26 protein-coding genes and 1 other RNA gene are annotated in these 24,862 nt (G+C 37.8%); all 27 read right to left on the bottom strand.

What is annotated here, in order from left to right; all coding sequences use genetic code 11:
- Positions 1–154: 154 nt before the first annotated feature.
- On the bottom strand, positions 155–328 hold the full coding sequence (locus MHI34_RS11890; RefSeq protein WP_342503461.1) for a hypothetical protein: 174 nt from the start codon (positions 326–328) through the stop codon (positions 155–157).
- A gap of 280 nt (positions 329–608) precedes the next feature.
- Positions 609–1,874 (bottom strand): hypothetical protein, encoded by a 1,266-nt coding sequence (locus MHI34_RS11885; protein WP_342503460.1) that lies wholly within the window; start codon positions 1,872–1,874, stop codon positions 609–611.
- A gap of 101 nt (positions 1,875–1,975) precedes the next feature.
- A complete protein-coding gene (locus tag MHI34_RS11880) occupies positions 1,976–2,335 on the bottom strand; it encodes a helix-turn-helix domain-containing protein (protein ID WP_342503459.1) in 360 nt (119 codons plus the stop codon).
- 353 nt (positions 2,336–2,688) lie between these two features.
- Positions 2,689–3,072: a hypothetical protein gene (locus tag MHI34_RS11875; protein ID WP_342503458.1), complete on the bottom strand. Its 384-nt coding sequence runs from the start codon at positions 3,070–3,072 to the stop codon at positions 2,689–2,691.
- An 87-nt stretch (positions 3,073–3,159) separates the two neighbouring features.
- Complete coding sequence (locus MHI34_RS11870) at positions 3,160–3,423, bottom strand: hypothetical protein (RefSeq protein ID WP_342503457.1); 264 nt, start codon at positions 3,421–3,423, stop codon at positions 3,160–3,162.
- Between the two features lie 719 nt (positions 3,424–4,142).
- Positions 4,143–5,108: a site-specific integrase gene (locus MHI34_RS11865; RefSeq protein WP_342503456.1), complete on the bottom strand. Its 966-nt coding sequence runs from the start codon at positions 5,106–5,108 to the stop codon at positions 4,143–4,145.
- A gap of 179 nt (positions 5,109–5,287) precedes the next feature.
- Positions 5,288–5,643, bottom strand: a transfer-messenger RNA (tmRNA) gene (ssrA, locus tag MHI34_RS11860).
- 337 nt (positions 5,644–5,980) lie between these two features.
- On the bottom strand, positions 5,981–6,448 hold the full coding sequence (smpB, locus tag MHI34_RS11855) for an SsrA-binding protein SmpB (RefSeq protein ID WP_025116583.1): 468 nt from the start codon (positions 6,446–6,448) through the stop codon (positions 5,981–5,983).
- Between the two features lie 70 nt (positions 6,449–6,518).
- Positions 6,519–8,987: a ribonuclease R gene (gene rnr, locus MHI34_RS11850; protein WP_342503455.1), complete on the bottom strand. Its 2,469-nt coding sequence runs from the start codon at positions 8,985–8,987 to the stop codon at positions 6,519–6,521.
- 37 nt (positions 8,988–9,024) lie between these two features.
- Positions 9,025–9,771: a carboxylesterase gene (locus MHI34_RS11845; RefSeq protein ID WP_342503454.1), complete on the bottom strand. Its 747-nt coding sequence runs from the start codon at positions 9,769–9,771 to the stop codon at positions 9,025–9,027.
- Positions 9,772–9,961: 190 nt separating this feature from the next.
- Positions 9,962–10,189 (bottom strand): preprotein translocase subunit SecG, encoded by a 228-nt coding sequence (secG, locus tag MHI34_RS11840; RefSeq protein ID WP_036116760.1) that lies wholly within the window; start codon positions 10,187–10,189, stop codon positions 9,962–9,964.
- Between the two features lie 239 nt (positions 10,190–10,428).
- The gene (locus tag MHI34_RS11835; RefSeq protein ID WP_342503453.1) at positions 10,429–11,619 is read right to left on the bottom strand and encodes an MFS transporter; all 1,191 of its coding nucleotides are present in this window, start codon (positions 11,617–11,619) and stop codon (positions 10,429–10,431) included.
- 274 nt (positions 11,620–11,893) lie between these two features.
- Entirely contained in the window at positions 11,894–13,174 is a 1,281-nt protein-coding gene (locus MHI34_RS11830) for a TRAP transporter large permease (protein ID WP_036116764.1), read from the bottom strand.
- Positions 13,171–13,656 carry a TRAP transporter small permease gene (locus tag MHI34_RS11825; RefSeq protein ID WP_338651847.1) on the bottom strand — a complete coding sequence of 162 codons (486 nt, stop codon included), beginning with the start codon at positions 13,654–13,656 and terminating at the stop codon, positions 13,171–13,173. Before MHI34_RS11825 ends, MHI34_RS11830 begins: the two co-directional genes overlap by 4 nt.
- 16 nt (positions 13,657–13,672) lie before the next feature.
- Positions 13,673–14,734, bottom strand: coding sequence for a TRAP transporter substrate-binding protein (locus MHI34_RS11820; protein ID WP_082673735.1), 1,062 nt, complete (start codon positions 14,732–14,734; stop codon positions 13,673–13,675).
- A 40-nt stretch (positions 14,735–14,774) separates the two neighbouring features.
- A complete protein-coding gene (locus MHI34_RS11815; RefSeq protein WP_036116769.1) occupies positions 14,775–14,960 on the bottom strand; it encodes a 2-hydroxymuconate tautomerase in 186 nt (61 codons plus the stop codon).
- A gap of 12 nt (positions 14,961–14,972) precedes the next feature.
- Positions 14,973–15,743, bottom strand: a complete 771-nt coding sequence (locus MHI34_RS11810) for a fumarylacetoacetate hydrolase family protein (RefSeq protein WP_271910887.1) — start codon at positions 15,741–15,743, stop codon at positions 14,973–14,975.
- On the bottom strand, positions 15,743–16,756 hold the full coding sequence (gene dmpG, locus MHI34_RS11805) for a 4-hydroxy-2-oxovalerate aldolase (RefSeq protein WP_089933846.1): 1,014 nt from the start codon (positions 16,754–16,756) through the stop codon (positions 15,743–15,745). Before dmpG ends, MHI34_RS11810 begins: the two co-directional genes overlap by 1 nt.
- Entirely contained in the window at positions 16,753–17,640 is an 888-nt protein-coding gene (locus tag MHI34_RS11800; RefSeq protein ID WP_342503452.1) for an acetaldehyde dehydrogenase (acetylating), read from the bottom strand. The genes dmpG and MHI34_RS11800 overlap by 4 nt, the downstream gene beginning before the upstream one ends.
- 15 nt (positions 17,641–17,655) lie before the next feature.
- Positions 17,656–18,435, bottom strand: coding sequence for a fumarylacetoacetate hydrolase family protein (locus MHI34_RS11795; protein ID WP_141904946.1), 780 nt, complete (start codon positions 18,433–18,435; stop codon positions 17,656–17,658).
- 14 nt (positions 18,436–18,449) lie between these two features.
- The gene (locus MHI34_RS11790; protein WP_342503451.1) at positions 18,450–19,916 is read right to left on the bottom strand and encodes an aldehyde dehydrogenase; all 1,467 of its coding nucleotides are present in this window, start codon (positions 19,914–19,916) and stop codon (positions 18,450–18,452) included.
- Between the two features lie 76 nt (positions 19,917–19,992).
- Entirely contained in the window at positions 19,993–20,454 is a 462-nt protein-coding gene (locus tag MHI34_RS11785; protein ID WP_036121150.1) for a RidA family protein, read from the bottom strand.
- Positions 20,429–21,460 carry an amidohydrolase family protein gene (locus MHI34_RS11780; protein WP_036121153.1) on the bottom strand — a complete coding sequence of 344 codons (1,032 nt, stop codon included), beginning with the start codon at positions 21,458–21,460 and terminating at the stop codon, positions 20,429–20,431. Before MHI34_RS11780 ends, MHI34_RS11785 begins: the two co-directional genes overlap by 26 nt.
- Positions 21,451–22,005 carry a 3-hydroxyanthranilate 3,4-dioxygenase gene (locus MHI34_RS11775; RefSeq protein WP_036121155.1) on the bottom strand — a complete coding sequence of 185 codons (555 nt, stop codon included), beginning with the start codon at positions 22,003–22,005 and terminating at the stop codon, positions 21,451–21,453. The genes MHI34_RS11780 and MHI34_RS11775 overlap by 10 nt, the downstream gene beginning before the upstream one ends.
- Positions 22,006–22,030: 25 nt before the next feature.
- A complete protein-coding gene (locus tag MHI34_RS11770) occupies positions 22,031–22,786 on the bottom strand; it encodes an IclR family transcriptional regulator (RefSeq protein ID WP_036121159.1) in 756 nt (251 codons plus the stop codon).
- Between the two features lie 22 nt (positions 22,787–22,808).
- Entirely contained in the window at positions 22,809–24,284 is a 1,476-nt protein-coding gene (locus MHI34_RS11765) for a 4-hydroxyphenylacetate 3-hydroxylase N-terminal domain-containing protein (protein WP_036121163.1), read from the bottom strand.
- A gap of 26 nt (positions 24,285–24,310) precedes the next feature.
- Complete coding sequence (locus MHI34_RS11760; protein WP_342503450.1) at positions 24,311–24,781, bottom strand: flavin reductase family protein; 471 nt, start codon at positions 24,779–24,781, stop codon at positions 24,311–24,313.
- Positions 24,782–24,862: the final 81 nt, after the last annotated feature.

The following is a 24,862-nucleotide window of genomic DNA, read 5'->3' as shown; positions in this document are numbered from 1 at the left end:
ATTATTCATTGGTCTTCTAATGTCTAGTGGATAGTGCTTAATCCATAATCCTGTGCAAAAAAAGTTTGTAGGGGGACGTGTATATTGTGCATCTACTTGTTGTAGTATAGCTTAATTGCCTGCCACACTTGGTATCCCCCAACTCTATAACTTTTTATTTGCATATTTTTGCACAGTATTTATTCATGACCTTTTCTTGCTTTCCTATCAAATCATGCAACGCTATTACTATTATATCTTCTTCAGATATTCGTCTCCCTTCGATAACTGATTGATTTCTCATTGCTAATTTAATCGTATTATCAAATACACTACTATTGTATGCCATTCAATTCCCCCCCTTTCTCTGTACTTCGCTTCGCTACGTATGTGGACGTTTCACGCCCACACAGTTTTAAAGCTAATAATATTAGTTATTTTTTATCTAGTACAAGAAGGACACGCTAGTGTTCTTCCTGAATGACTGGGGTAGATTTTTCTACCGCAAGTTATTTAGCAAATTACTTATATACTTTTCTAATACTTTCTTTTTAAAGAAACATGCTAGAAACCCTTATACACCAATGGTTACAGCGTTTGTTTACCACCCTTCGAGAGTAAAGATAATATTAAACTTCATTATTAAGATACTGTTCCAATAGAGTTCTCATTCGGATAGATGGTATATATATGTTTATTGGTTCACCTTTACGAATACGGCTACGAAAGATCCATTGTAGTAGTTCTGATAAAGCAAATAAATTCATATTAACTTCAACACCTTGTTTATTAAAGAAATGTTTTGTCAAAGGATTCATATAAACGTTAGCTAAATAAATACATGTACTTTTGTGTTGAAACTCATTTGTAGCCCTTGCATTTACACTTACAAATTGTTCTTTTAATCCCCTTGGGGTTAATTTATCCTTATAATCTTTAAAGGTAGTCCACATTACTTCATCTGTAGGCACAGTACATTTGTTACGATAGAAGTTATATGCATTATCTTTAATTACTTTTCTCGCATCCTTACTTGCAGTTTTTTGCTTTAAATCAGATACACTAAAATAATTGTGCCTATTCCCCATCTTGTTCATATCTTTTCTGTCATTAGGTGAAAGGTAATAAATGTTTATCATTCTTTTTAAATGCGTTCTATCTTCATTTTCAAAGGAAACATATGGTGCTAATTTATAATCCTTTCCTTCCTTTACGACAGTTCTATACACATATTTTTGACCATACAAGTCAAAATAAGCACGTTGAATCTGACCATCAAACATATAAGTCAATATAAATACACTTTCAAAACAATTAAATGTTTCAACAGGAAATAACCGATACAACGCTACTGGTACCTTATCTTTATCTTCATACATCATTAGTTTTCCCGAATTAGCCAAATTTCTTACTTTTTCAAAAAAGCCTTTTTTATAATCAGTTTGTTGCCATTCCACCAAACCATTTTTACCTAATCCAATCACCTTATTTTCTACTAGCATTTTTAAATCATCTGTTGCAATATCTACTTGTTCAATTACATCCATAACTTCATCAAGAATTAACGTGTAATTTTCCATCTCCAACAGATCAATAAAATCACGGTCTATATTTTTTAATAGTGAATGAGTAGATACAATATTTTCACCAGCAGCAATTAGACGTTTAACATCCTCTAGTTTCGTGTCCCCTTCTCTATCTTCATTAGGTTGTTTAAAGCCACGGTTAACAGATGCTATTACTCGTTCTACCTCAGTTTTAAATGGTGTAATATACATGAACTTCTGATAGGCTGGGGCATTCTTCATATACTGAATTGCCCAGCTGGTTTTTCCACTTCCCATAATTGAATCAATAATGTTAATTTTCGTTTGTGTAGGTTTCTTGCAAAACATTTTATACGTTATCTCCTTTTCCATGTGTTTGTGTAAGAATATTCTTACAAAGGGACACTTGCATAATTCACATGAAAAAGGACACGTACTTAAGATCTTTTTTATAAATGAATTTTATACCAACTTTTAGTCCACCCTTCTCTTTCTACTATAGTTTTTGTTCTAGTTACGATTGGCTTGTCGTTAATTTTTACAAAAAGCAAATTATTTATATACCTACTAACTGTTTTTCTATGGACACCAATTCGTTCAGCTAATTGCCGTTGTGTTGGGCAGCATTCTCCTTTCTCATTGACGTATGAGATGAGTGTCATAAGTGTAGCAAACTCATATACCCCAATCTTTGCGATTAGACCATTGTTTAAAACATTCGCATTTACTTTAATGTAGGATTCTTCATGTACCTCACCTTTAGCTAAATCAATAACCCTTTCATGTTGCAGTGTTAAATTTCCTTGCATATTAAATCAACCTTCCTTTTATAATTACTAGGGTGAAAAATAAACCCTACATAGAAGTACTTGCAGATATCATCAAAAATAGGACATATAAAATAAAAAAGCCGTCCGACTATCCGAACGACTTTTAATAAATTATTTCTTGTTTCTTTAGAAAGAAGTATCAGTTGTAATTGCTTCATTATCCTTGTTAGTTACTGTCACGTTAGCAAGAAGGTATGTACCCTGTGTATTGCTTCCAAATTCCCCAACAACATTCTTAGTAGTAGATTTCATTCACTGTAAATTCAACGTCACCAAGTTTAATTGTTTCACCAATGCCAGCAAACTTTGCTTCTTCTTTAGCTGGTTTCTTACTACTTTTTTCGCATAACGTGAAGTTCCATATCCACTTCCTGTAATTTATGTGTAAGATACCTTACAGATTCATGCAGTTCTTTGTGTGATACTTGTTCCATCTTTAAAGAAAGTATTTCTTGCTTCATGTCCATTAAAGTGATTTTAAAGAAATCTTGTGTTCTTTGAACTGCATTTTCAGTTTCTCGTTGTGTTCTTGCTTGTGACTGTATAGCTTTTTCAGTTTCTTCAAGTTGTTGACCAATGCCATTATGTTTGTTTTCGACTGATTCAAGGCGTTCTTCAACTTTATCAAGACGCTGTTCCATCTTGTCAAAGAGTTGGTTCATTTCAATTTTCATTTCTTGTAACATTTCCAAAATCATTTTCAATTCGTTTTCCAATTTAATTCACCTCTATAGTTGAAGACCCTAATTAGCATCTTTAATAATAGTTTCCACTTATAACTTCAATCTGAGGACAAACAAAGCTTAACTATCTTTATCAGGAATAGTATAAATCTGTTGGATTTGACACCATGCAGCATTTAAATATTCTTCAACCGATTCATTGATTTCTGGTAATCTAAATTCTCCATCACCATCTAGTACATACTTTAAAATCCTTTTTGGATTATCGGATAATTTAGGTTCTATACCAAATACACTTAATGCAATTTCAAGTTTTAACTTACCTTGATATTCTCGCACTGCCTCCCCTAATAAATAGCGAATAATTCTGGTTTCATCCGACATTATTTTTATCTCCCTTACTATTATATTGACAAACCTTGATTCCCCTCCCACCATGAAGCCTGAGTTGAGGACAACAGGTGGTGCTGAAAATGACTGCCTATATCACTGAGACTAAAAATTGAATCAATGACATAGACAGACATTCGCTTGTACTTCATGAATCCGTCATTTGAGGTTTCCAGTACGTATGCCCTTGTTTAAATGTGACTCTCTCGAATCAATACACGTAGTTTCTACTTCTGCCCCCGAAACGTCTTGTAATCCGTCTACACACTCTTTGTATGTATCGTGAATGCCTATCCTACTGTTATGAGGAACTCGGCAACAATTACAATATATCGTGTATTCTGCATGACCGTAATCATTCAGACCTTCCACACCTAGCTGTTAATGGTCGCTACCACCCTTCAGACACTACGAGAAACAAGGAACTCGCTTATTAGTGCCCTAGACTTAGTTAATGCATCGGCTAAGTCATAACCTTTCCAGTTTTGTTTTGATTCGAGTTAGTGGGCAACCTCGAAAGAGTTTTTCCTAAGAAAGACAATAGGAAAGTAGACCTTTGCACTTAAGCTTTTTTTGAAGTAAAATGAAGGCAATGTAACTCATATTCAGTTATCGATTGTGTGTCGATTTTTTTATGGGTTTCGCACTAATGTCGCCAAACATATAGTGCATTTCTTCAAGAGGGTGTTTCCAGCACTCTCTTTTTTATTTGTCTATAAATAATCCTTTAAGCTACGTGCTACTTCTTCCACGTTAAGATCTAAATACTGCGTTGTTACTGCTAAATCAGAATGACCTAATGCCTTACTGATTAAAGGCACACTAGCCCCCTTATTCAATAGATTTTTCGCATAGCCCCTTCTAATCGCATGTGGGTTAATATTTTCTAAGCCAAAACATTTTGAATACTTATTAAGCTGTTTAGAAATTGCACAGTTTGATGATTTTGATGTACTCATAGACAAGCCATTCTGTGTGATAAACACACTTTGATTGTTAATCTTGTAATGCTGACGAATTTTTTTATTTTGCTTAATCAGCAGTTGCAGCATTTCAGTTAATTCATCATCTAATGGCAGCTTTAAAAACTTGTGATTTTTTAATGTTGAACCATCTAAATTTAGGCACTGGTGTTCAAAGTCAATATGCCTTTCCTTCAACTCACAAAGTGTATGGATACGGATTCCAGTTCTGTACATCAGCAAAATAGCAGTAACGTCTCTAAATCCGATAAAGGTCGATTTATCTATGAAGTGAACCAGTTTGAGAATATCGCCTTCTTTAGCTGCTGCTTTTACCTCTGTATCAACCTTAATTTGAATCTTTAGCCAGAACTTATCTTTCAGCCAATCATTGAAATAGAATTTTCCTAACACGGCTTTAATGGTCTTTAAACGTATTTTTTTCGTTTGCTGTGAAACATCTAGACCTTCTAAATAGCTATAAATTGTATCAATCGTAATTTCTTCTACATAGAGAATCTTGTTAGCTTCACAAAATCCCCGAAAAATATAATCATAGCTATCAATAGTACGAGGTCTATTGCCAGCGATGTTCATTTGCTTAAATACTATTTCTAATGCGTAATCAATTGGTATCCAATGATTGTTACTAGCTTTAGGATTAACTTGACGTGCATTTCCCATCGAAAACACACCATGCTTTCTGCTTTTATCCAAACAAAAAAACCCCCTATTCATTGTGTGAATTAGAAGGTTTATAAACGCAAGTATTCAATTAAATGTACCCTTAAAAACGAAAAAAGTTAGGGAGTCTTTTTGAAAGTTTAACACCTTCATCAAGTTACCCTAACTCTTATAAACGTTGATTTAACAGCATTTCTACTGCTAAATACTATGTATGGAGACGGCGGGAGTCGAACCCGCGTCCAAAGACTCCAATACTTCAGCTTCTACGCGTGTAGTTTGCCTATTTAGGATTCACGTAACATTATGCCGACAAACAGGCGTCCTGTACGCTAACCTGGAAATCTCTTGTCGATGACTCAGGTGGCACCATCGACCGTATCCCACTAAAGTTGGGCCCCACGTTCTCTACATGGGCGATAGAGAGGCAGAGCGCTTACGAGCTTACGCTGCGAAAGCTAAGTTTTGTTGTTTGCCAGTTATTATATAACTGTCGTTGATGACGGAGCCGAGCCCTCCGACGCGCGACTAAAGCTTGAACCATCCCTGTCGAATCCGTAACGTCCCCTTGATATATGAATCAAAGCGGTTGGGCTTCGTTCAAACAAAGAGCTAGAATTGCTTCTAGTACGGTGGGAGCTTAAAGTACGCTTCCATGAAATCTGGCAATCAGTAATACATATTATAAAACAAAACTAGCGATAGTTCAAGTATCTCGCTATTGTATAAAAAATTGGCTTAAATACCTAGGATATCCGCTAGATTGGGCTTTCTATCCATCACTTTTGTTGTGCTATCCACCACATTTCAATCTCTATCCGTCACTTTCGCTGTTCTATCCGCCTCGCCCAGCATCAACACCTAAAAAAGCTCACCAACAACAAGGTGAGCTTTCTCGAAATCTATTAATATTGATTTTTTGATTTGAAGGTACGTTCCATTTCGCGTTTGGCTTCTTTTTTGCGCATGTCGTTACGTTTATCGTAGTCTTTTTTCCCTTTGCCGACGCCGATTAAAAGCTTGGCATAGCCGTCTTTGATGTACATTTTCAATGGAACAATTGTGTAGCCGTCACGTTTTACGGCACCGACTAGCTCGCCGATTTGCTTTTTATGGAGCAGCAGCTTGCGGGCGCGCAGTGGGTCGTGATTGAAACGGTTGCCTTGATCGAAGGGGCTGACATGCATGTTGCTAATCCATGCTTCGCCATTGGTGATTCGGACATAGGAGTCCTTTAGTTGGGCCTTGCCTGCACGGATGGATTTGATTTCTGTGCCGGTTAGGACCATGCCTGCTTCGATTGTTTCCTCAATAAAGTAATCATGTCCAGCTTTTTTGTTTTGTGCTAATACTTTTCCAGAACCTTTTGCCATATTCTTCACCCTCTACTTAAAGGTTGAGCATTAGCGAAAGCATCCTTACTTAGGACACTTTCGCTAATGCTTATTTACGTTTTGATTTTTTCTTTTTGTTTTTCTTTGCAATGCCCTCGTAAAACTTTTGCTTTTGTTTCACGCGTTTTTTAGGACCTGGGCTTGAGTCATCTTTGCGGCGACCACGCGGGTCACGGTCGCTTTCACGACGTTCACCTTGCTTGGCGCTACGACTTCCACGGTCATCCTCTTGGCGACCGCCTCTACGGTTGCCACCACGTCCGCCTTTTTCTTCGTCGCTGCGTGTACTTCGTTGACTGCGTCCACCCTTGTTATCACTATAATTTTTACGTGCATGGATGACAGTAGGAGCTGCTTTACGTGTTCGTCCATATGAAGTTACCATTCCAACGATTTCAAAGTCAATGGATGACTCCTCAATAATGACATTGGCAACACGGACTGTCACTTCATCACCAATACGGAATTGACGATTTGTTCGTTCACCAATCATAATCATTTGACGATCATCGAAGCGGTAGTAATCATCTGTCATATTACTGATGTGAACAAGCCCTTCGATTGTGTTTGGCAGCTCCACGAAAATACCGAAGTTTGTAATAGATGAAACGATCCCTTCGAATTCCTCGCCAATTTTATCAGACATGTACTGTGCTTTTTTCAAAGCGTCCGTATCACGTTCGGCATCTACAGCACGACGTTCACGCTCAGAAGTATGGTCGGCAATTTCATCCATTGCCATACTCCACTGTGCAATCGTTTCTCTAGAAGTATCCTTATTAATTATATACGTACGAATTAAACGATGTACGATTAAGTCTGGATAACGACGAATTGGTGATGTGAAGTGTGTATAGAAATCCGTTGATAAGCCAAAGTGACCAAGGCTTTCAGGATAATATTTTGCCTGTTGCATCGAGCGTAGTAGCATTGTTGAAATAACTGGCTCCTCTGGCATACCATCAATGGCTTTTAAAACATCTTGCAGTGCCTTCGGATGCACTGTATTACCAGTACCTTTAATTAAAATACCGAAGTTCGTAACAAATTCAAAGAAGCGTTGGAGCTTTTCAGGCTTTGGATCTTCGTGAATACGGTATAGGAACGGTACATTCATCCAGTGGAAGTGCTCTGCAACTGTTTCATTGGCAGCAAGCATGAAATCCTCAATTAGCTTCTCTGCTACTGTACGTTCACGTAATTCAATATCAACTGGCCAGCCTTCTTCATTGACAAGGACTTTGGATTCTTTAAAGTCAAAGTCAATCGCCCCTCGTGTTTCACGTTTACGACGTAAAATACCAGATAGCTCAGCCATATTTTTAAACATTGGCACAAGTGGCTCGTAGCGTTCGATTAGTGCCTCATCCTGCTCCTCTAAAATCATGTAAACGTCCTTATATGTCATACGCTCTGTCGTTTTAATGACACTTTGGAAAATTTCGTGTGAAATGACATTACCATTCCCATCAATAATCATTTCACAGGATAATGTTAGACGGTCAACCTGTGGATTTAATGAACAAATACCATTTGATAGACGATGTGGAATCATAGGGATTACACGGTCTGTTAAATAAACACTTGTTGCACGGTCATAAGCTTCGATGTCAATGACCGAGCCTTGCGTAACATAATAACTAACGTCTGCAATATGTACGCCAAGCTTGTAAGTACCATCTACATTTTTCGTTACGGTTACCGCATCATCCAAGTCTTTTGCGTCTGCACCATCAATGGTCACGATCGTTTCATGTCGCAAATCACGACGACCTACTAAATCTGCCTCTGTAATTTCATCTGGGACGCGTTGAGCAGCTGCGATGACTTCGTCTGGGAATTCAGGTGGAATGTCGTGCTTATATAAGATCGATAAAATATCCACACCTGGATCATTTTTATGCCCTAAAATTTTGGTAATATAGCCTGTTGCGGATTTTAAATCCTCTGGCCATGTCGCAACCTCAACAACAACCTTATGACCGTCAACAGCTCCTAATGTGTCTCCCTTTGCGATAAAGATATCCATCGGTAGCTTTTTATCGTCTAAGACAACAAAGCCAAAGCCTCGATTAGCCTGGAATGTGCCGACAAAGCTTGTTTGACCGCGCTCGACGACCTTTGTGACAGTCCCTTCTCGTCGGTCCCCAAATGATTCTTTTAAGACACGAATTAAAACGATGTCTCCATTAATCGCACCATTAATTTCATGCGGTGGAATGAATACATCATCCATGCCCTCGACATCAGGTGTCACAAAACCGAAGCCCTTCGCATGTCCGATAAATTTACCCCTTAGCAAATTCATACGCTCTGGTAGGCCATAACGATTGGAGCGAGAACGCACAACTAAGCCTTGCCCTTCCATACGGACAAGGGTTTTGACAAGCTCCTTGAACTCCTCAGCATCCTCAAAACCGAATTCATCCTCGATTTCACCGACAGTTAATGGTTTATAATCATCTTTGCTGAAAAAATCGAGTAAACGACTTTGTAGTGTATCTTTTTGGTCTTTCATACATATTCCCTCCTTCATGAGAAAATCCTATTTATAATTATTGTGCCCAATTTAGGCTTTCTAAAAAGCGATAAATATCTTCATGTAATTGATCTTTTTCTTGATCCAATGTAATAACATGTTTTGAGTTTTCATACCACTTGATATGCTTTTCAAGTGACTCAGTTTGATTATATATAATGTTGGCAGATTCTGTCTCTATTACTTCATCATTTGTAGCTTGTATGACAAAAATAGGCGCATAAATCATGTCAATTTCTTGTCGTGTACGGGCAATAAATTCACGTAGCTCCTGTAGAGATGGCATCCCTTTTTCAGCAATGAGTGCTACTTCTGCTTCAATTTGCTCATTTTGTTTTCCTAAAAACTTTTTATAATCCCTTGCATATTTCAAGACACCCTCAAACATAATGTCTGTTGTACGCATTGTCATAGGGGCGCACATTGTGACAATTCCTTTAACAGGATTATTTAATGCCACGTTTAGTGCCATCACACCGCCTAATGAAAGACCAGCGACAGCAATTTCTTGATAGCCAGCATCCTGTAACTGTTTGTAGGCGGCAACGACATCCTGCCACCAGTCTGCTGGACCTGTTGTGATTAGTTCTTCTGGTTCCACACCGTGACCTTTATAGTGAGGTGCCAAAGTAGTATACCCTTTTTTCTCTAAAAATCTACCAAGCATTCGTACATCTGCAGAGCTACCAGTAAAGCCGTGTAATAATAATACAGCACGTGGTCCTGCTTGAAAGAAAAATGGCTGTGATAATGATTTGTTCATTGTAAGCACTCCTTCATCCTAAAACACTCATCCATACTATACCCATTATAGCCATCTCGATTATGTCTAGCGAATAACAAGCTGGATCGCAAATTACAATTCAATTTTTGCTATGGAGAGAGAATTTACCATTTAGTTTTGATAAAAGAAAACGCCCAACCAATTTGGTTAGGCGATATATCTTCAACTATTAGATTTTTGTAATAGCAACTGCTAAAATGAAAAATAGTATAGCTAACACAATTGTTGCACGGTGAAGGATTAAATCCATACCACGTGCTTTTTGCTTTCCAAATAGTTGCTCAGCTCCACCCGAGATGGCACCTGATAAGCCTGCACTTTTACTAGATTGAAGTAATACCACAACGATCAACGCTAATGATACGATAACTAATGAAACTAATACTACTGTATGCATTCACTGCACCTCCCGAACTTTGAAACATCACAACACCTTTTAGTATAACAAAAAGTGGATTATGTGACAACTTTCATGATGAAATCATTTACAAGCTCTATTGAAAATTTACTAGAATCTTGAATTTTATCAATTTCCTCGTATGATCAGGGCTAGCGTTCATTCTAGAAAAATTCTTCCTGAGGTCGCAGTTAGTATACATGCTCTTGTGGTACTGTATTCAACGTGGTGACTATCAGCTATGATGGTTGGACTTTCTTGACAGTAAATAGTGCTATTACCATGAATATGGCACAGCAGGAAAATAGACTAATTAAAAAAATCCCACCTACGAAATAACCCCAATATTCCACAAGTGAACCAAAAACCGGTGGAATTAAAAATACACCTATGGATGCCACCATTATACTAAACCCACTTGCAAAACCACTCATCGATTTTTCTACACTTTCAACAGCTAGCGTCATCCATATACCATTAAAGCCCGCAAGAGAAAAACCTATAATTGCTATACACATCACTATAAAAAAGGTGGAATAGGTAAAATACATAAGGATTATCCCATTTGCGCTTAGTATAGTAATGATTAATAATACAGCCCATCGATTTTTATTAAAAAATTTATCACTAATAATCCCCCACAACACTCGCCCGCTTGCCCCACTAATTTCAGCAATAGCCAAGCATATGCCAGCACTATAAATAGGCCAGTCCTTTATTTCATACAAAAATAATATAATGTAGGTGTTAAATGTCATTTGAATACCCATTAAGATGAATGCAGAGCTATTCGTAAAAAAGAGCCATTTTGAATGAAGGAAAATGCGTAACTGCTGACGTAAAGGCAATTTAGTAGCTATCTCAGTTTGTGAATCTTCTTTTGTTTTTAATACAAAAGGCATTATGAAACTAAACAATAATAATACTACTGCCGCTACAGACAATGTATAACGCCAACCAATGTAAGCTACTAATGGAATCAGGACAACACTCGAACCTGCTGAACCTAGTGTAATAGACATCTGTTTTAACCCCATTAGTAATGAAACTTGATTTACTGGAAGTATGTTCATAAGGAAACGATTTGTAACAGGATGCATTCCTCCATAACCCATCCCTGCTAATACAACAAATACTAAGGCCAACGTATAATTGTCTATCCAAGCAAAACTTAAAAAGCCTGTTCCAACAATAATCATCAAGCAAACCATTATTTTACGGGTACTCAATCGATCTGCTAAATAGCCAACTAGCAATGTTGCTATAAATTGACCAATAAAAAGAGCAGTTGGAAGAAATCCTAACTGCCCTTTATTCAATGATAAGTCTGCACTAATATAGAACATTAGAGGGCTAATGCTTCTCCCAACAAAGGCAGTTAAAAATTGAGCAATGATGATCCACATTGCAATACGTTTCATCTGTTGCATAATCCATCAAAACCACCTTTTACGCTCGATGAGCCAATTCATTTCCACCTAATACAGTGGTCAATCTTTCAAGTGTGTTGTGATTAGCCTACTTTAACTATTACTATTAAAGTTGTGATTGATTTCCGCTACAGGATGCTCGTTTTCTGGGCAAGCAGAAGTCGTGCACCCTCCTTCACAATTAACTAAAAAAATGTAGTACCATATATTAATTGACTATAAAAGCAACCATAAGATAGCCTAATATTCTCCTAATTAACGTACCTGCTACTCCCTACATCCCCAACCATCTTGGTACGAATAATACAAGGTCCGGAATATATGTTAGGAATAGTAGCACGATAAAGGAAATAACAATAAAAGGAAAAACACTCTTTACTAGCGTTTCAAACTTCACTTTTGCCATCGATGATACGATGAAAAGTCCTGTCCCTACTGGCGGTGTTAATAAGCCTAACGTTAAGTTAATACAAATGATGACTCCAAAATGCACCGGGTCAATATTAAATGCTATTACGAGTGGCATCATGACAGGTACTAGAATAATTAATGCGGCAATTCCATCTAGTATCATGCCGATTAGTAACAATGCTAAATTCACTAATAATAAGAATACCCATGGACTTTCTGTAATGTTTAACATATTTTCTACTAACAATTGTGGAATTCGTTCAAAGGCAATCATCCATCCAAAAATATTGGCCATAATAATTAAATATGTTACTGTAGCTGTATTTGTCACCGTATTGATTAGCATTTTAGGGAGCTTTTTGATATTTAACTCTCTATAGACAAATAAACCGACAATTACTGCTAGTAAACAAGCGATAGCAGCAGATTCTGTTGCTGTAAATACACCTGTTAGAATACCTACAACAATTGTAATGGGTATTAATAGTGCTGGGATTACTTTTAATGACTTGCTTCTAATATCTGCCCACGAAGCCCGTTCACTTTTTGGGAATTGTTGTTTATAGCCCATATAAGAAATAACTAAAATAAAAACAAGACCATAAATAATCCCTGGGAGAATCCCAGCCATAAATAGAGCGCCAACAGATGTACTTGATAACGTACCGTAAATAATGAAAATCATACTTGGTGGAATAATAGGTGCGATAATAGAAGATGCTAATGTTATAGACGCTGCGAATTCACGTTTATAGCCTTCCTTCTCCATTTGCGGTACCATTACTTTACTCATCATTGCAGCTTGAGCATTTGCTGAACCTAGAATCGATGCTAAAAACATATTGGCAATAACTGTCACATAGGCCAGCCCTCCCCTAAAATGCCCAAAAAGGACACGAGCAAATTGAACAAGCCTCGTTGTAATACCGCCCTCATTCATAATTTCACCCATTAACATGAATAACGGAATCGCTAATAGGCCAAAATTTTCAAGCCCTGAATACATACGTAATGGTGTAGAATCTAATAATGTCACCTGACCATTTAAGATGAAATAAATAACTGTCGTAATACCAAGCACCATTGAGATGGGAATACCAATGATAAGTAAAAGAAAGAAAATAACGAGTACAATATAAGTCATGTATTTTCTCCTTCTCTATTTTTAAGTGTGTCAATTAAATGTGAAAGAAGATGGATTGCTGCAAAAATTAATCCAATTAATACTGCACTATAAGGAATCCACATTGGTAATTGTAAGGAGCTCGATTTTTGTAGCAACATGGCAGGATTCATCATCCATTTGTAAGCGTAATAGATTAATATAAATAAGAACGCAATCATCATGCAATCCTGAACAATTTTAAAAATCCTTTTACTACGCTTAGATACAGCATCATATAAAAATGTAACTGAAGCCTGAGTACCATATTTCAGACCCCAGCTTCCTCCAATAAACGAAGTCCATATTAATAAGAAAATCGAAACTTCACCAGCCCAAGGGATGGGATCTTTAAAGAAATAACGAAAAATAACCGCAAATATCATTAAGATAGCAAGCGCAGCCATTAAAATGATCATCAGTAGTTCTTCGATTTTAGTAATAACTTGACTAATTTTCGCCATCTAGCCATTCCCCCATTTACTTACGGAATTCATTAATAAACTGTTTAATTAAAGCAGATTTTGCACTATACTCGGCGTCAAATGCTTCGATTTGCTCTTTAAATACATCTGCCCCCAACTCATAAACAGTCATTCCTTGACTGGCAAGTTCTTTTTTGAATTCTTCTTCTTGTCCAACTCGTGTTTCTACTGCATAAGCTATTGCTGCTTGTAAGGATTCATTAATGATTTTTTGAGCATTTTCAGATAATCCATCAAACATTCCCTCATTTGCTACGACAATTGATGGCCATACCATGTGGTTTGTTACAGCTACATACTTGGCTACTTCGGAGTATTTATTTGTGATTGTCGCATCTAAATCCATATCCATTCCGTCAATAACGCCTGTTTGTAATGCTGAATATACTTCTGGTAATGGTAATCCTTCTGGTGCAGCTCCCGCATCTTTATAAAATTTTTGGAGCGGCGGACTTGGTGTTACTCGCATTTTTAAACCTGCTAAATCCGAAGCTTTTTTAACTTCTTTTGATTTCAATACCATCGTACGTTGACCAGCGAAAAGGTAATCCAACCCTTTTAATCCTGTTCCGTCTACTTTTCCTAAAATCTCACGTGCAATATCGGTATGACTTGCATCTGAAGCTTCTTGTAAATTTTCAAACGTGTATGGTGCGAACCATGCAGCCATCTCAGGTGTGCGCGTACTTAAAAAAGCGGCTGTAATAAAAGCAAAGTCTATCGAGCCTGCCTCTACTTGTTGTACCATGTCCGCTTCAGTCCCTAATTGACTTGCAGGGTAAATTTCAAGCTCCATTTTGCCATCTGAGCGTGCCTTTAATTCTTCATTAAATTTTTCAGCAGCTTTATGCCACATATGATCTGTTGATGTAATATGGGCAAGCTTAAATTTCTTCTTTGGAATATCTTCATCCGAACTAGTTGCTGACACAGCTGATTTATTGTCCGTCTTTGCATCTGTTTCATTTGTTGTGTTTGAGTTACCACAAGCTGCCAAAACGAATAAAAGTGCGAATAAACAACTAACTAGCATAAACTTTAGCGGTTTTTTTATCATAAAATATCCCCTCTATTTTTGATTTAATATGTTGCATTGGTTATGGCTCCGCCTTCGTCTTTCCACTAATTCCCCAATGAACGGGTGGCACTTCTATTAAAATAACTCTTACACTATCAATTGGAACTCGTGCCGTTTGAACAATGGTAGTTGTAACTTCTTGTATAATTTTTTTCTTTTGCTCCACAGACCGTCCTTCTAATAACTGAATTTGAACAATTGGCATATTTAGTCCCCGCTACTTCACAACTAATGTTAGCTTGCCAAGTGTCCCATAGTCTGCTTCTATTTCATCACCAGCTTTTACTGGAATTGCATCTGTTATGCCACCTGTTAAAACGAGTTGACCAGGCAAAATACCTCTACCTTCTTTTGCTAACATCGTTAATAATTCAATGACCGAATAAATGGGATGACCAAGTACCGCAGCTCCTGTACCATGTAGTTTCTCTTCTCCATTTTGTTTCAAAATGACTTCTATAGAAGCCCAATCACATGTATAAGGTGAAAATGCTTGCGCACTCAGCCAAATTTTCGATGAAGAAGCATTATCAGCTATTACATCAGGTAAAGTAAATGAAAAGTTTTTATAGCGACTGTCAATGACTTCAAGTGCTAGAAATACGTTTTCAATCGCATCCCATACTTCTAATGGTGTTAAATCCGCACCTTGTAGCTCTTTTTTAAAAACAAAGGCTACCTCTGCTTCCACACGTGGATGAATATATTCAGCAGCTATAATTTCATTTGTCCTAAGATTCATTTGTGAGGTTAAACGCCCATAAATTGGAGAATCCACCCCTACTTGTTGCTGTTTAGCAATGCTTGTTAGGCCCATTTTCCAACCGATAAACCGATTGTCAGCTGTCATCGTTTTTTCCATACTAATTTTTTGAATCTCATAGGCTTCTTCTACTGTCAAATTTGGTTTTGAGTTAGTAATCTTTTCAACTGCCTCTTTTGTTGCTTGTGCTTCCGCCACCCGCTCAGCATATTCAAATAAAGACACTATGCACTCCCCACTTTCTGTTGTGCAATTTTTTGTGCTACTTCAATGATCGTATCCTCTTGTCCACCTACAACATTTAATTTGCCTAACTCTACTAAAATATCTCTAGCATCAACACCCACTTTTTCAGCAGCTATATTGGCATGACGTAAAAAGCTTGAATATACGCCTGCATAGCCCATTACTAAACTACCTGTCGTAATATCTTGTGGATGTGGCAAAATATTGGCACGAACATAATCAGCCAGATCGAGTATTTGGTATAAATCTATGCCTGTTTCAATACCCATGCGATTTAATACTGCGACCAATACCTCAGTTTGTGTATTGCCTGCTCCTGCACCTAAACAACAAATACTGCCATCGATACGTGTAGCACCTTCTTGAATCGCTACAAGTGTATTGGCAACAGCCAGAGACAAATTATTATGCGCATGAAAACCAATCTCAATGTTTAAATGAGCACGTAATAAACGAATACGATTCTGTACATCAGACGGTAGCATAGCCCCTGCTGAGTCCGTAACATACACGGCATCAGCCCCATATGATTCCATTAACAACGCCTGCTCTAATACTTTTTCAGGTGATGCAGAATGTGACATCATTAAAAACCCAAATGCCTCCATCCCTAGTGCTTTCGCTGTTTCAATATGTTGCTTTGATACATCTGCCTCCGTTACATGTGTAGCAACACGAACAACTCGAGCACCTGCCTCATAAGCCTCTTTTAAATGATGTATTGTGCCAATTCCAGGAATAAGCAAAACCGTTATTTTAGAATCTCCAGCAACTTCTGCTGCCGCTCTAATTAACGCAATATCATGCTCTTTAGAAAAACCATATTGAAGGGACGAGCCTCCTAAACCATCTCCATGCGTGACTTCAATATACGGTACACCGGCTTCACTTAATTGCTTCGTTACATAACGAACTTGCTCAGAAGAAAATTGATGGGCAACCACATGGCTACCATCACGAAGTGCAACCTCTGTTAAATAGATTTGACTCATCGCACTTCCACCTCCCTAACGCTCATTGTTTTTGCCATTTCTTCAGCCACCTTCAATCCAGCGGCCGTCATAATATCCAAATTTCCAGCATAGATCGGTAAATAATCTCCCAATCCCTCTACTTCAATAAATACGGTAACTTTCTTTCCATCTACAATCGGATCTAGCTTCAAGCGATAACCTGGTACATATTCATTTACTTTTGCGACCATATTTTTTACGGATTTAATAATCTCTTCCGTATTCGCTTCTTCTTCAAGGAGACATAACACCGTATCACGCATCAATAAAGGTGGCTCTGCTGGGTTTAAAATAATAATTGCCTTTCCTTTTTTTGCACCGCCAATCAGCTCAATTGCATTGGATGTTGTTTCTGTAAATTCATCGATATTAGCTCGCGTTCCTGGACCTGCACTTTTCGAAGCAATTGTTGCAACAATTTCAGCGTAATCAACACTTTGTACACGGCTAATGGCGTAGATGATTGGTATCGTCGCCTGACCTCCACACGTAATCATGTTTACAACAGGCTTTTCCATATGCTCTGTCAAATTCACCGTCGGTACAACAAATGGACCTACAGCGGCTGGCGTTAAATCTATTAGTCTTTTGTTTAAACCTTGTAAAGCTTTCACATGAGCAATATGTGCCTTTGCTGATGTTGCATCAAATAAAATATCCGCCAAATGTGGTTGCTCTAGAAATCCTTCAATCCCATTGGAAATCGTCTGAAAACCTGCCTCTTGTGCACGTCTTAAGCCATCTGATTCAGGATCAATGCCAATAAGTACTGACATCTCTAAGTACGGAGATCTTTGGATTTTCATCATTAAATCCGTACCAATATTACCTGAACCAATAATGCCCACTTTTATTTTTGTCATGCTAGCTTCCTCCCTTTACACAAACTCTAGTTCGACTGTACCTAATAATTCACCGAAGTCGGCTGTGAACTTATCACCTTGTTCAGCATCCAATGCTGCCGATAAAGCACCTGATAATATAACCTCTCCTGCTTCAACACCAATATTGAAATCTGCTAGACGGTTTACAAGCCAAGCTACACAACTTGCTGGATTGCCTAAAACATCTTCTCCCTTTCCTTCATTCATAAACGCTCCATTTTTATAAAGCTGCATTTCGATTGCTGGTAAGTCGACATTGAAGACCTCTCGTTTCACTTGACCTAGTACGTATTTTGCAGAGGAAGCATTATCTGCAATGGTATCGAGCAATTTTATTTGCCAATTGGCAATGCGACTATCTACGATTTCAAGACTAGCTACAATATAATCTGTTGCTTCAAGTACCTCCTTAACAGTGACATTAGGTCCCTTTAAAGGAGACTTCAGTACAAACGCAATTTCGCCTTCGACTTTCGGCTTTAAATAACTTGATCGTTCTGTTTTTCCTTCTGTAATTTCCATATTCGATAAAAGATGCCCATAATCTGGTTCATCCACGTTTAATAGATTTTGCATTGCTAAAGATGTCAAACCAATTTTTTTACCTGTAATTTTATGGCCATTCAGTAACTTCCTATTAATGATTTCAAGTTGAATGGAGTAAGCATCTTTCAATGAAATATCTTTAGCTGATTGAGTAATCGGCTCAATGCCAATGCGTGTTCTTTCTGCTTCTAATAATTTGTTAGACCATTCAATTAGATTCACTACCATGCTTTCCCCCCAAGTTATAATTTAATTGTTACGTTTGAGACCTCGCAGTAGAATTCAAAGCTGTGTGCGCCACCTTCACGCCCAATTCCGCTGTGTTTCATCCCACCAAATGGTGTTCGAAGATCTCTTAAATACCATGTATTTACCCAAACGATGCCTGATTCAATTTGACCTGCAACACGATGTGCACGTCTTAAATCATTTGTCCAAATAGTTGCACCTAAGCCGTAATTTGTATCATTTGCACGGGAAATCACGTCGTCTTCTGTATCAAAAGGTAATACTGTAACAACTGGGCCAAAAATTTCTTCGCGTACACAACGGTCCTGATCCGTTAAATCTGTAATAATTGTTGGCTCAATATAGTAGCCTTTATCGATAGTAGCTGGACGACCACCGCCTGTAAGAATATTGCCACCCTCTTCTCTGGCAATTTGAATGTAACCCATTACTTTTTCATAATGCTCTTTCCCTACGACAGAGCCGATATCTGTCGTTGCATCAAATGGATCTCCAATTTTTAATTCTTTTGTACGAGCTACAAATTTCTCCACAAATTCTTTATAAATATCACGTTCTACATATATACGAGAACCACAGAGACACACTTGCCCTTGGTTTGTAAAGCTTGATTTTAGCGTTGTTGCAAGAACTTCATCTAGGTCCGAATCTTTAAAAATAATAGTAGGATTTTTGCCCCCTAATTCAAATGAAACTTTTTTCAATGTAGGGGCAGCAGCCTTCATAATAGTAGTGCCTGTTTTAGTTTCCCCTGTAAATGTAATAGCATCTACATCAGGGTGTTCTGATAGAAAAGCGCCTGCTGAATTCCCACCAAAACCGTGAACTAAATTTACAACACCATCTGGTATCCCCGCTTCTTGACATAATTCAACCAAGCGAGTAGCTGTCATTGGTGTAAGCTCCGCCGGTTTCATAACAGCAGTACTACCTGCTGCTAAGCAAGGGGCTAATTTCCAAGTTAAAAGTAGTAATGGTAAATTCCAAGGATTAATCATAGCCACGACACCTACTGGTCGTGTCACTGAATAATGAAGTGCCATATTGTCTTGGTTATAAGATTCATTGCCAAGTGAAGTAACGTAATCCGCAAAGAAGTGGAAATTATGTGCTGCACGTTTAATATCCATTTCTATCGCTAAATGATACGGCTTGCCTGTATCTATCGTTTCTAAAGCAGCAAGTTCTTCAACATTTTCTAAAATGAGGTCGCCAATACGTCGTAACAGTAGAGAGCGCTCTTTGACAGTGAATTTTCCCCACGGTCCTTTCAAAGCAGCTTTTGCAGATTGTACTGCTGCATCGACTTCTTCCCTAGTCGCTTCTGCTACCCATCCAATGACTTCTTCTGTAGCAGGATTTATATTTTCAAACACTTTCCCATCTGTAGCGTCAATGAATTCACCGTTTATGAAATTACGACAATTAATACTTTTCGTTTTAAACGTTGCATGTTGCATCACTTTTCACTCCCTCAATTATGGAGCGACTTTAAGAAAAAGAGTGTTTTACCTTTTTCTCAAAGTCGCTTTTTGATTATTCTGAAATTTCAACAACCATTTCTATTTCAATGGCTGTATTATTAGGAAGTTGTGCCATCCCAACTGCTGAACGGGCATGTTTGCCTCGTTCTCCAAAAACATCCACTAATAAATCTGATGCACCATTCATAACTTTTGGCTGTTGTGTAAAATCAGGCGTAGAATTGACCATTCCTAAAATTTTTACAATACGCTTCACCTTCGATAAATCACCTAATTCAGATTTCAATACAGATAACAGGTTAATCATCGATTGGCGACAAGCTGCATAGCCATCATTTACTGTTAAATCTTCACCTAATTTGCCATGATACTGATCGACACCTTGACCTGATGTAAAAATTAAATTACCTGTTCGTACACAACCAACGTAATTTCCAACTGCTTCCCTTGGCTCAGCAAGTTCTATTCCAAGCTCTTGCAAGCGTTCTTCAGGCGTTTTCACTTGATTTACCATTTAGAACCCTGCTCCTTTCTACATTTAAAAATGACATAGCGTTTTCACCTAGAATGGCTTTACGTACTTCTTCTGATAAGTCCAAGGTTTCATCTATGATTTTTCCAGGGTTAATTTCTCTTAGTAAAAATGGATAGTCTGATCCCATCATAATTTTCTCATGGCCAAAACGTTCAATTAAGTAATGTAGATTTTGTGATTCATATACTAATGAATCAAAGTAAAAATTTTTCGTGTAGTGGCTTGGAGGATATTTTGTACGTCTAAGGCTTGGCCAAACATCCCAACCTTGGTCTAGACGTGGAAGAATATAAGGGAATGATCCGCCACCATGGGCAAAACAAACCTTTAAATTCGGACACTTTTCCATTACACCACTCCACACCAAGCTCGCTGCCGCTAAAGCTGTTTCACTCGGCATGCCAATTGTATATAAAAAGTTATGTCTTGGTGTTCTCTCTTGTGCTAAGGTTTCCCAAGGATGAATAAAGAGCGGCATTTCATATTGTTCTGCCGCTTCAAAAAATGGCAGTAAATACTCGCTGTCCAAATTTTCTCCATTGATATTAGTGCCAATTTCAATTCCGGCTAGACCTATTTCTTTGCACCGTTTTAACTCCACAACAGCCGCTTTTGCATCTTGCAACGGTACAGTTCCTAGGCCGATAAAACGATCTGGATGTGCTTTAACAACATCTGCAATAAAGTTATTTTGGAATTGTGCAAGCTCTACCGCTTGTTCAATAGGTGCCCAATAAGAAAATGTGACAGGTACGGGTGAAATAACCTGCATATCTACACCCTCATGATCCATATCCTCAATGCGTTTTTTTGTGTCCCACACTTGATTGGTCACTTCCCTAAATACTTCACCACTTACCATAATATCCGCTCCACAAGAACATTTTTGCTCTAAGACAGGCCACTTATCATTATCATACTTACTAGCAAAATTCGGTAAATCTCTCGGATAAATATGTGTATGAAAATCGATTCTCATTGCCATTCACTTACAGTCTCAGGCATTACATGTCCACAACTATCACATTGACGTAAATCTTTAGAAGCGTTGAAGTAATCAATACCATCTGAGATTTGTTTCCCAATGTTTGTTACTTGTACGCGTAGACGATACAATTCATGGTCACATTCACTGCATAGCCATACTAAATCCTCTAACTCGCCTTCTTTACGTTTTCTCTCCACGACAATTCCATATGTGTCTGCAACGCGGTGTGGTGAATGAGGGACGTTTGCTGGTAGCATAAACATTTCGCCTTCCTTCACTTCAATTACTTCACGTTTACCTTCATCATTAATAACCTCTACAAAACAAGAACCTTTAATTTGATAGAATAGTTCATCTGATGGGTCAACATGGAATTCACGACGAGCATTAGGGCCACCAAGCAACATAATTAAAAACTCAGAGTCTTCCCATAGCACTTTATTATTCACTGGCGGTTTTAGTAAATGCTTGTTCTCCTCAATGATTTTAAAAATGTTTTGAGAACGGGCTTGTAATTTACTTACTTGCGTTGAATTGGACATAATTGAATTCCTCCTAATTTTAAATTTAATAATTTATTGTCATATAGCCTAGTTGTCTCGAAATTAGTTCTGCTGAACGAATTACCTCACGAACAATTGCCTGTTTATCCTTACCGTTCATATAACTTTTTTCACCTACTAAGTTAAGGGCTGCTACAACTTGACCATTATAGGTTTTAATAGGTGCTGCAACCCCATAAGTATTGGACGCATTTTCCTGATCGCTAATGGCATAGCCGTTTTTATAAACTACTTCAAGCTCCTTTTTCAAATCATCTACAGAGGTGATAGTATTGGCAGTTTGCTTAAACATGCCTTTTTCCAACATCGGCAACATAAATGCTGGATTATACGTTAATAATACTTTCCCAATGCTTGTTGAATAAGCAGGATAACGAGTCATACCGACAAATGTTGGTACTATATCCGCATGTGGAGACATAGCCTTGTATACAAATCGAACTTCCCCATTATCAAACATCCCAATATGTGAAGTACCTTTAAAACGCGCAACCAAATTACTTATTATAGGGCCTGCTTCAAAATTAATTTCTTGGTAATACATAACTTTGTTACTCCACTCAAGAATTTTCCAGCCTAATCGGTAACGCTTATCACTGCCTTGCAAGAGAATACTTTCTTGACACATTGTTTTTAAGAAATGATGGACTGAACTCGGAGGTAAATTTAGCTTTTCTGCGATTTCTTTATTACTTAAAGATGGTTCGCCATCCAAAAATAAATCGATAATGCGTGAGATTTTTTTTACCGATGAAATCAAATGCTTCACCTCCAAGTTCAATTTATACTGTTTGTTTCTCGCCTACATCTTCTTTCGCAAGAATGGATTCAACTAAATCAAAGGAGTACCGTTTCTTAAATTTATTGTAGTAAATAGCACGTTTCCGTATTGGATCTCCTGTATAATAGCGTTCGTATTGAAGCGCTCTCATACCAAACCCTTCACCACATAAATCCCAGGCTAGCTTAAAGATTTTCATTCTTAGTTCTGCATCTACACCTTCTCGTCCACCATAATGACGATCAATGCTTGGACGAAGCTCTGGATTTAAGAAATCAGCTTCAGTTGGCATCATTAGCAAACCGCCTGCACCAATTGTTTGCATGACTTCAATGGCTCTCGGATATATTTCTGGCATCATGCCGCGAATGGTCTCTAAAGCATCTGGATTTAATCGCGCTTCACCATGCTCTGTTACCGTAAATTCATGCTCCGCTGTTCGAATCAATGCACGAATGACTTCTACATATTGCACTAATTCGCCGAGATCACGTTGCACATTTAAATATTGATCTACACCAATCGAATCAGCAACCTTACAAGCTACCTCTACAGCAAATGCCAGTTTAATGTATCCTCTAACCCCTGACTGATGTGCGGGCTGTTCAGCAATACCTGTCATTGGATACAGCAAGTTCGCAGCCTCAACGTTGTTATATAAAAACACACGATCCCATGGTACTAATACATCTTCAAAAATGAGTAGTGCATCCATTTCCTCATAGCGAGAAGCCAGTGGATGATCGAATGTTGAACGTGTACCATCTTGAACGGGTTCACGACAAATAATTTTTAACCCTTTCACATCAATCGGTACAGCAAAAGCTAATGCATAACGCTCGTCTCCTGGTACAAATCCTGGGTATGAATAGATAATGACTTCATCCGTAAACGCCGCTAATGTTGCTAGCATTTTTGCTCCGCGGACAACTAATCCATCAGGACGTTCTTCTACTACACCTAAGTGCGTAAACTTATCTGTCTGTTCATGTGATGCTTTACTTCGGTCATTTTGTGGATTCACAATGGCATGAGTTAAGAACACATCATTATCTCGTATATAGCGATAATAAGCTTCAATATTCTTAGCCCAATCTTGGTTGTATTTCGCCAAGAACCAAGAATTTTGTGCTAAAGAAGTTACCACTGTATTTAAAAAATCTGGTGTTCTCCCCATCAAGCCAAAAGTTTGGCGAGCTACTACTTCAAAAGCTTTACTACGTTTCATAATATCTTCGTAGGATTTTGCAAAAAGGAATGAAGTGGCTACACGCTCCCCTGTTTCATCACATACATGCGTTAAATCTTCTTGATATTTTGGATCATGTTGTAAATCATATAACTTTGCAATTTCTTTAATTGGTTGTTGAAAATAGGGTTCATCGTAAACACTCTCTACTAAACGACCATTTAGCCATACTTCTGGGTTTCTTGACTTTAATGCATCCATAAATTGTTGCCCTGTTCTAATTCCCATAATTAATAATCCCCTCTACTAAATAACTATTGTTGTATGAACTGTTTTGTCGAGCCCATCTTGCCTTCAAAAAATGTAAGCGCTTCACTATTAGTGCATCCAAAATTAAGGATTTCTCCTATAAATAAAACATGGTCTCCCGCATCCACTTCTTTCCATGGCTTACATTCGATAAAAGCACAAACATCTTCAATTTTTGGAGCTATACCATCTTTAATCCATGTAATTTCAAGCCCTTCTTGCTTACGTCCTGCAAACTGCCATGCTATAGACTCCTGTTGATCTGATAAAATATTAATTGTAAATGCATTGTTTTTCATTTGAGATAACGCATTTGCTTTTTTATCAATAGATACTAGTGCTAGAGCAGGCTCTAACGAAACTGAAGTAAATGAGTTCACTGTAATCCCATTAATCCCCACACCATCAAACCAAGTAACGACCGTCACACCTGTAGGAAATTTTCCAAATGTTTGTCTAAGTAATTTTGTATCCATTTATAGCACCCCCCTTTAATTTATTATCAGTATCATAACAACTTCTCTTCTCCTTGAAATGCATTATATTTCAAATAGTGA

This window comes from Lysinibacillus sp. FSL L8-0126 (assembly GCF_038630385.1).
GTDB lineage: Bacteria > Bacillota > Bacilli > Bacillales_A > Planococcaceae > Lysinibacillus > Lysinibacillus fusiformis_D.
This window is presented reverse-complemented; position numbering and strand designations above follow the sequence as displayed.

Bases quoted from the DNA above. Each gene is read 5' to 3' on its own strand.
- MHI34_RS11775 (WP_036121155.1), bottom strand. From the start codon at position 22,005: ATGTCCAATTCAACGCAAGTAAGTAAATTACAAGCCCGTTCTCAAAAC.
- MHI34_RS11890 (WP_342503461.1), bottom strand. From the start codon at position 328: ATGGCATACAATAGTAGTGTATTTGATAATACGATTAAATTAGCAATG.
- MHI34_RS11790 (WP_342503451.1), bottom strand. From the start codon at position 19,916: ATGCAACATGCAACGTTTAAAACGAAAAGTATTAATTGTCGTAATTTC.
- MHI34_RS11780 (WP_036121153.1), bottom strand. From the start codon at position 21,460: ATGGCAATGAGAATCGATTTTCATACACATATTTATCCGAGAGATTTA.
- MHI34_RS11760 (WP_342503450.1), bottom strand. From the start codon at position 24,781: ATGGATACAAAATTACTTAGACAAACATTTGGAAAATTTCCTACAGGT.
- MHI34_RS11800 (WP_342503452.1), bottom strand. From the start codon at position 17,640: ATGACAAAAATAAAAGTGGGCATTATTGGTTCAGGTAATATTGGTACG.
- MHI34_RS11870 (WP_342503457.1), bottom strand. From the start codon at position 3,423: ATGTCGGATGAAACCAGAATTATTCGCTATTTATTAGGGGAGGCAGTG.
- secG (WP_036116760.1), bottom strand. From the start codon at position 10,189: ATGCATACAGTAGTATTAGTTTCATTAGTTATCGTATCATTAGCGTTG.
- MHI34_RS11825 (WP_338651847.1), bottom strand. From the start codon at position 13,656: ATGGCGAAAATTAGTCAAGTTATTACTAAAATCGAAGAACTACTGATG.
- MHI34_RS11765 (WP_036121163.1), bottom strand. From the start codon at position 24,284: ATGGGAATTAGAACAGGGCAACAATTTATGGATGCATTAAAGTCAAGA.
- MHI34_RS11830 (WP_036116764.1), bottom strand. From the start codon at position 13,174: ATGACTTATATTGTACTCGTTATTTTCTTTCTTTTACTTATCATTGGT.
- rnr (WP_342503455.1), bottom strand. From the start codon at position 8,987: ATGAAAGACCAAAAAGATACACTACAAAGTCGTTTACTCGATTTTTTC.
- dmpG (WP_089933846.1), bottom strand. From the start codon at position 16,756: ATGAGTCAAATCTATTTAACAGAGGTTGCACTTCGTGATGGTAGCCAT.
- MHI34_RS11835 (WP_342503453.1), bottom strand. From the start codon at position 11,619: ATGCAACAGATGAAACGTATTGCAATGTGGATCATCATTGCTCAATTT.
- MHI34_RS11885 (WP_342503460.1), bottom strand. From the start codon at position 1,874: ATGTTTTGCAAGAAACCTACACAAACGAAAATTAACATTATTGATTCA.
- MHI34_RS11785 (WP_036121150.1), bottom strand. From the start codon at position 20,454: ATGGTAAATCAAGTGAAAACGCCTGAAGAACGCTTGCAAGAGCTTGGA.
- MHI34_RS11815 (WP_036116769.1), bottom strand. From the start codon at position 14,960: ATGCCAATTGTTCAAATTCAGTTATTAGAAGGACGGTCTGTGGAGCAA.
- MHI34_RS11820 (WP_082673735.1), bottom strand. From the start codon at position 14,734: ATGATAAAAAAACCGCTAAAGTTTATGCTAGTTAGTTGTTTATTCGCA.
- MHI34_RS11880 (WP_342503459.1), bottom strand. From the start codon at position 2,335: ATGCAAGGAAATTTAACACTGCAACATGAAAGGGTTATTGATTTAGCT.
- MHI34_RS11845 (WP_342503454.1), bottom strand. From the start codon at position 9,771: ATGAACAAATCATTATCACAGCCATTTTTCTTTCAAGCAGGACCACGT.
- smpB (WP_025116583.1), bottom strand. From the start codon at position 6,448: ATGGCAAAAGGTTCTGGAAAAGTATTAGCACAAAACAAAAAAGCTGGA.
- MHI34_RS11795 (WP_141904946.1), bottom strand. From the start codon at position 18,435: ATGGTAGTGAATCTAATTGAATGGTCTAACAAATTATTAGAAGCAGAA.